Here is a 3,011-nt window from a genome sequence, read left to right on the forward strand (position 1 = left end):
GGCTGCGGCTGCGCTCACTGGCCGGCCCGCTGCTGCGGGGCCGCGGGACGCCGTTCGCCGGGATCTGCGCGCAGGTCCCGGAGCGTCACCGGGGCGTGCCGGTCGTCGACCGGGCCTTCGTCCGCGCCGCCCACCGGCTCGGCCTCCAGGTGCACGTCTGGACGGTCGACGATCCGGTACGGATCAGGGCTCTCCTCGACCTGGGCGTGGATGGCATCATGGCCGATCACATCGACGTCCTGCGGGACGTCCTCGGTGAGCGCGGCTGCTGGACCGACGGCAGCACCGGCTCCAGCACGGAGACAGGAGCCCCATGAACACAGCGGCCCGACTGCCGGACCACCTCGACACCTCCACCGACGGCCGCGCCCTGCGCCGGATGCAGTTCGGCTGGTACATCAACGACTGGGCCAACGCCGCGTTCTCGGCCACCGTGCTGACGGTGTTCCTCGGACCGTACCTGACCTCCGTCGCCAAGAACGCCGCCGACGCGGCCGGCGACGTGCACCCGCTCGGACTGACGATCCGCGCGGGCTCGTTCTTCCCGTACACCGTCTCCTTCTCCGTGCTGGTGTCCGTCGCGGTGATGCTGCTGACCGGCACGGTCGCGGACCGCACCGGGCGGCACAAGGAACTGATGTGCGGCTTCGCCTACGTCGGCGCGATCGCGACCATGGCGATGTTCTTCCTCGGCGGCGACCGCTACCTGCTCGGCGGCGGCCTGCTGGTGGTCGCCAACATCGCGTACGCCGTGTCGGTCGCGCTCTCCTACGCCTACCTCCCGCGCCTCGCCACCCCCGACGAGCGCGACGCGGTCTCCTCCAAGGGCTGGGCCTACGGCTACGCGGGCGGCGGACTCCTGCTGATCGCCAACCTGGCGCTGTTCGAGGGCCACGACGCGCTCGGCCTGTCCTCCGGCACCGCCGTGCGGATCTGCCTCGCCTCGGCCGGCCTGTGGTGGGCGCTGTTCACGATCGTCCCGATGCTGCGGCTGCCCTCCCGGGCCGGCGCCGCCCCCGACCCCGCCGCGGCCGACCGGCCCGCCGGCGGCAGCCTGCGCGAACTCGCCCGCACCCTGCGCGGCATGCGCCAGTACCCGCTCACCCTGCTCTACCTCGCCGCCTTCCTCTGCTACAACGACGGCATCCAGACCGTCGTCTCGCAGGCCTCGCTCTACGGCAGCGAGGAACTCGGCATGGACCAGACCTCGTTGGTCGCCGCCGTGCTGCTGGTCCAGATCGTGGCGATCGGCGGCGCCCTGCTGCTCGGCCGCATCGCGGGCCGGTACGGCGCCAAGCGGACCGTCCTCGGCTCGCTGGTCGCCTGGGTGTTCACCCTCGCCCTCGGCTACGTCATGCCCGCCCACAAGCCGATCTGGTTCTTCGCCCTGGCCTGCATGATCGGCCTCGTCCTCGGCGGCAGCCAGGCGCTCTCCCGCTCGCTCTTCTCCCACCTGATCCCGGCCGGCAAGGAGGCCGAGTACTTCAGCTTCTACAAGATCAGCGACCGCGGCACCAGCTGGATGGGCCCGCTGGTCTTCGGCCTCGCGTACCAGATCACCGGCAGCTACCGCTCGGCGATCATCTCCCTGCTGGTGTTCTTCGTGATCGGCTTCGCCGTGCTGGTGAAGGTCCCGCTCCGGCGCGCCGTCGAGGCCGTCGGCAACCCCGTTCCCGAGCGGCTCTGACCGGCTCCGGGCGAGGAACGGCCCCCGAGCGCCGCCGCAGGTCACCGGACCAGCGGCGGCGCTCTTCCACGAGCCGCCCGGGTCAGCGGCGGGCGGTCACGAGCGCCTCGACGTCGGGGACGAGGGCGGCGGGGGTGGGCAGGGCGTCGTTCTCCGCCCGGAGGCGCACGGCGGCCGTCCGGAGCGCCGGATCGGTGACGAGCCGGTCGAGCAGCCCGGAGTCCACGTCCTCGGAGCCGCTGCGCAGGGCGGCGCCGGTGGCGGTGAGGACGTCGGCGACGGTGAAGTTGTCGGCGCCCTGGGGGAGGAGCAGCTGCGGGACACCGGCCTGCAGCGCGGTCAGCGCGCTGCCGGCACCGCCGTGGTGGACGACCGCGTCGCAGACGCGCAGCAGCTCGGCCAGCGGCACCCACGGCAGCGGCCGGACATTGGCCGGAAGGGTACCGAGCGGGGTGAGATCCGCGTCACCCACGGCGAGCAGGAACTCCGCGTCGACCGCCGCGGCCGCCCCGATCAGCCGGGTGATCGCCTGCAGGCCGTCGATCCGGGTGATCACCGTGCCGAGGGTCACCGCGACCCGCGGCCGGTCGCCCCGGCGCAGCAGCTCCACGGGCACGGCGCCACCGCCGTTGTAGGGCACGTAGCGCATCCGCAGGCCGCCCGGATCGCCGCCCAGCGCCGCCGGGACGATGTTCAGCGGGGTGGACGCGGCCGGGGCGGACACGCCGTACCGCTCGTAGAGGTCGGTGACCCGGCGGGCCAGCCGCGCGGCCATGTCCAGGCCGGAGCTGAAACCGAAGTTCTGCAGCGCCGCCGGGATCTTCAGCCGCGCGGCGACCAACTGCGCGGAGGCCAGGCAGGAGTCGTGGACCAGCAGGTCGGCCCCCCACCCGCGGGCGGTCTCCAGCAGGTCGTCGACGGTGGGACGCGAGGCGTACGCGAACGCGGCCGCGGCCCGTTCGAGGATCTGGTCCTGGGTCAGGTCGGGCTTGGCGTAACTCACCGCCTCCTCGCCGCTGAAGGCCTCGAACGCCTCCTGGAGGGACGTCCCGTCGCCGATCCCGACCATCGGGAAGCCCGCCAGGCCGAGCTGCTCCATCGGCCTCGGGACGGCGAACAGCACGTCGTGTCCCGCGGCCCGCAGGGCCTGCGCGGTGGGCACCATCGGGTACAGGTGGCTCGGCGCTGCCGGGCCGGTGAAGAGGATGCGCACGGTGTGTCTCCCGGGTGTTGCGTCGGTCGGACGATTCCGGGGCCGACCCGCGGGCCGGCCCCGCCCGGACGAACTGATGGACCGTCAGTACGTGTTCCCACCACCGTCGAC

General features: G+C 73.2%; 3 protein-coding genes. 2 read left to right on the top strand and 1 reads right to left on the bottom strand.

The genetic code is table 11. The features are described from left to right. Nucleotides 1-317: glycerophosphodiester phosphodiesterase family protein (locus tag ABZ641_RS31150; RefSeq protein WP_359987218.1), on the top strand; the 317-nt coding region annotated here is incomplete at its 5' end. Further along, the gene (locus tag ABZ641_RS31155; protein WP_359987221.1) at nt 314-1,687 is read left to right on the top strand and encodes an MFS transporter; all 1,374 of its coding nucleotides are present in this window, start codon (nt 314-316) and stop codon (nt 1,685-1,687) included. The genes ABZ641_RS31150 and ABZ641_RS31155, both read left to right, overlap by 4 nt. Nucleotides 1,688-1,769: 82 nt before the next feature. Here ABZ641_RS31155 and ABZ641_RS31160 read toward each other — a convergent pair whose 3' ends face one another. After that, on the bottom strand, nt 1,770-2,900 hold the full coding sequence (locus ABZ641_RS31160) for a nucleotide disphospho-sugar-binding domain-containing protein (RefSeq protein WP_344623328.1): 1,131 nt from the start codon (nt 2,898-2,900) through the stop codon (nt 1,770-1,772). Nucleotides 2,901-3,011 lie beyond the last annotated feature (111 nt).

Source organism: Kitasatospora sp. NPDC007106, assembly GCF_040634455.1.
Taxonomy (GTDB): Bacteria; Actinomycetota; Actinomycetes; order Streptomycetales; family Streptomycetaceae; genus Kitasatospora; species Kitasatospora arboriphila.